This window comes from Inquilinus limosus MP06, assembly GCF_000767795.1.
Taxonomy (GTDB): Bacteria; Pseudomonadota; Alphaproteobacteria; order DSM-16000; family Inquilinaceae; genus Inquilinus; species Inquilinus limosus_E.
Genome location: NZ_JANX01000636.1, coordinates 1 through 3,384, shown reverse-complemented (window position 1 = coordinate 3,384; position 3,384 = coordinate 1). Strand labels below are relative to the sequence as shown.

The following is a 3,384-nucleotide window of genomic DNA, read 5'->3' as shown; positions in this document are numbered from 1 at the left end:
GCTTCGGCTTCGGCCCGACCGGGTGGTGGTCGGCGGCTTCTCCCAGGGCGCGTCGATGGCCTGGACTGTCGCCTGCCATCTCGGCGACCGCGTGGCCGGCGCCGTCACCTTCTCCGGCGTGTTCTGGGACCCGCTGCCGCGGCCCGGCGACTGCGAGACGGCACCGCCGCCGCTCGTCCACTTCCACGGCCGCGCCGACCGCACCTTTCCCCTGGCCGGCCGCGCCATCGGCGACCGCTGGCACCAGGGCGACACCTTCCTGAGCCTGACGGTGCTGGGGGAGCGCGCCGGCTGCCGGCTGGGCGTCGACACGCCGGTGACGGTCGCCGGCATCGCCTGCGCCCAGGCGGAGGGCTGCGAGCGCGGCCCGATCACCCTGTGCCTGCACGATCGCGGGCATGAGGTGCGGGCCACCTGGCTGGACGGCGCCCTGAGCGCGCTGGGCCTGCCCGCAACCCCGATCACGAGCGAGGTTCTGCCATGACCCCCGACGCCCGCCCCGGCGACCCGAAGCGGCCCGATGAGGCCGCCCGCGAGCTGGCCCGCAAGGACCGGCGCATCCGCGAATTGGAGGAGGAGCTGGCCCGGCTGCGCGCATCAGCGCTGCTGGCCCAGTGACCCCGCATCCCCGAAAGGAGCCGATCATGTTCCGACGCACCTTGCTGGCGCTGGCCGCGCTGGCCTTCCTCTCGCCCCTGGCCGCGCGGGCGCAGGATGCGCAGCACCCGGTGAACACGCTGGGCGCGCCGGCCGAGAATGTGGCGATCCGCGGCTACGACCCCGTGGCGTATTTCCGCGAGGGCAAGCCGCACCAGGGCAGCCCCGACTTCGCCGTGCAGCATGACGGCGCCACCTGGTGGTTCGCCAGCGCCGAGGACAAGGCGCTGTTCGAGGCCGACCCGGAGAAGTACATGCCGGCCTTCGGCGGCTTCTGCGCCTACGGCACCTCGCGCGGCTACCTGGTGAAGATCGAGCCCGAGGCGTGGTCGATCGTCGACGGCCGGCTGTACCTGAACTACGACCTCGGCGTCCGCGACACCTGGGCCAAGGACCCCGAGGGCTATATCGCCAAGGCCAATGCCAACTGGCCGAAGCTCGGGAAGAGCGACATCAAGTGAGGCGCCCGGCCTCGGCCGATTGAAGGGCTGCCGCATGCCGCGGGCGATGCGCTCGGCGAACGTGTCGCCCGCGGCGGTGTTCCCGGAATAGTTTCGGTTCCATAGTATTGTATGCGGGTTCTCCGCCAGTGCTCGCCTCAAAATCATTGAGCATCATGTGTTTTTCTGTCCAGAATGAGGAATGTAAGGATTTTCAAATGCCATTCCGGCAGCGACAACTCGCCGGGAATTCAGAACGCGATATAAAGAAGGGGGAGCACATGATGGCATTCGGTTCTGCGAGGACTCGTCGCCGGATTGTCCTTGCGGCCGCGCTTCTGCTGGCCGCGTGCGCCAGGCAGGGCGGCGGCACCGCCACCGAGACGGTCAAGAACCGGACCCCGGCCGGGACCGTCGAGATGCATCAGGTCCAGGCCGCCTTCATCGGTAGCGGTAACACCGGCGACGGCACCCTGCGGTTCCAGGGCAGATCCTATCCCTTCATGGTCTCGGGGCTGGGGATCGGCGGCATCGGCGTGTCGACGCTCGAGGCCACCGGCGAGGTCTATGACCTGAAGAAGGCCGACGACTTCGAGGGGGCCTACGTCCAGGGCCGCTACGGCTTCGCCATCGGCGAGGAGAGCGGCGGTGTGCTGTGGCTGAAGAACGACAAGGGCGTGGTGATGCGCCTCAAGGCCAAGCGCACCGGCCTGATGCTGAGCCTCGGCGGCGATGCGGTCGTGATCACGCTGAAGTAGCGGGCCGGGAGCCCGCGCCGCTGCGCCCCGGTCCAGCCTTGTCGCAGGGTTGTCATACAATTTGCGGCTCCCGGGCAGGTCGGCATTGATGGGCTCCGAAATCGGGGCCATCATCCCGGCCTTGCCGAACGGAGCAGCACCGTGACCTCAGCGGACCTCACCCTCTCCTATGGCCGCGGCCATCTGCCGATCCGCCTGCCGGCGGGCGTGCAGCCGACGGTGGTGCGCAAGCAGCCGCTGCCGAAGCTGCCCGATCCGCAGGCCGCGATCCGCCAGACGCTGGCGCAGCCGATCGGCGCGCCAGCGCTGGCCGAGCTGGCGCGCGGCCGGCGCAGCGCCTGCATCCTGATCTGCGACATCACCCGGCCGGTGCCGAACAGGCTGTTCCTGCGGCCGATGGTCGAGACCATGGTGGCGTCGGGCATCCCGCTCGACCGCATCAGCATCCTGGTCGCCACCGGCCTGCACCGGCCCAATCTGGGCGAGGAGCTGGCCGAGCTGGTGGGCGACCCCTGGGTGCTGGAGCATGTCCGGGTCGACAATCACGACGCCCGAGACGATGCCGCCCATGTCGATTTCGGCCGCACCGCGACGCGCGGCACGCCGGTGAAGATCGACCGTCAGTTCGTCGAGGCCGATCTGCGCATCGCCACCGGGCTGGTGGAGCCGCATTTCATGGCCGGCTGGTCCGGCGGCCGCAAGGTGATCGCCCCCGGCGTCGCCCATCACGAGACCATCCGCACCTTCCATTCGGCCCGGTTCATGGAGGACCCGTTGGCGGTCCAGTGCAACCTGGTCGGCAACCCGCTGCATGAGGAGCAGCTGCAGATCGTCGGCCTGCTGGGCGAGGTCTACGGCCTGAACACGGTGCTGGACGAGGCCCGCGACCTGGTCTGCGTTACCTTCGGCGAGATCATCGCCAGCCACGCCGCGGCGGTCGATTTCGTCAGCGGCGCCACCCGCGTGCCGGTGCCGCGCAAGTTCAAGACGGTGGTGACCTCCTCGGCCGGCTATCCGCTGGACAAGACCTACTATCAGACGATCAAGGGCATGGTGACGCCGCTCGACATCCTGGCGCCGGGCGGCACGCTGATCATCGCCTCGGAATGCTCGGAGGGCTTCGGGTCGCCCGAGTTCCGCGACGCCCAGACCCGGCTGGTCGAGCTGGGGCCGGAGCGGTTCCTGGCGACGCTGACGGCGAAGTCCCTGGCCGAGATCGACGAGTGGCAGACCGAGATGCAGCTGAAATCGCTGCGCCTCGGCCGGGTCGAGCTCTACACCACCGGCCTCGGCGCGGCCGAGCGGGGGATCACCGGGACGGAGCTGGTCGACGATCTGGACGCCGCCATCGCCGCCAGCGTGGCCCGGTCGAACGATCCGGCGGTAGCGATCATCCCGGAAGGGCCATACGTCATCCCGTACCATGCGGCGGGGTGACGGCTCGCCGGGAACCGTTCTCCCTACCCGCACCATCCAGTCCCCCCTCCCCCTGCGGAGGGGGTAGGGGGAGGGGGCGTCGCGCCGTGGGA

5 protein-coding genes are annotated in these 3,384 nt (G+C 69.7%); all 5 read left to right on the top strand.

Annotated features, from left to right (window positions below):
- On the top strand, window positions 1-484 hold a 484-nt coding region (locus P409_RS29940; protein ID WP_034847019.1), incomplete at its 5' end, for an alpha/beta hydrolase family protein.
- Window positions 481-618: a hypothetical protein gene (locus P409_RS39445; RefSeq protein WP_161790496.1), complete on the top strand. Its 138-nt coding sequence runs from the start codon at window positions 481-483 to the stop codon at window positions 616-618. The genes P409_RS29940 and P409_RS39445, both read left to right, overlap by 4 nt.
- Window positions 619-644: 26 nt before the next feature.
- Entirely contained in the window at window positions 645-1,118 is a 474-nt protein-coding gene (locus tag P409_RS29935; RefSeq protein WP_034847017.1) for a YHS domain-containing (seleno)protein, read from the top strand.
- Window positions 1,119-1,381: 263 nt separating this feature from the next.
- Complete coding sequence (locus tag P409_RS29930) at window positions 1,382-1,855, top strand: hypothetical protein (protein WP_081991926.1); 474 nt, start codon at window positions 1,382-1,384, stop codon at window positions 1,853-1,855.
- A gap of 141 nt (window positions 1,856-1,996) precedes the next feature.
- On the top strand, window positions 1,997-3,292 hold the full coding sequence (locus P409_RS29925; RefSeq protein ID WP_034847013.1) for a nickel-dependent lactate racemase family protein: 1,296 nt from the start codon (window positions 1,997-1,999) through the stop codon (window positions 3,290-3,292).
- Window positions 3,293-3,384: the final 92 nt, after the last annotated feature.

Coding starts and splice junctions, on each gene's coding strand:
- P409_RS39445 (WP_161790496.1), top strand. CDS start 481: ATGACCCCCGACGCCCGCCCCGGCGACCCGAAGCGGCCCGATGAGGCC.
- P409_RS29935 (WP_034847017.1), top strand. CDS start 645: ATGTTCCGACGCACCTTGCTGGCGCTGGCCGCGCTGGCCTTCCTCTCG.
- P409_RS29930 (WP_081991926.1), top strand. CDS start 1,382: ATGGCATTCGGTTCTGCGAGGACTCGTCGCCGGATTGTCCTTGCGGCC.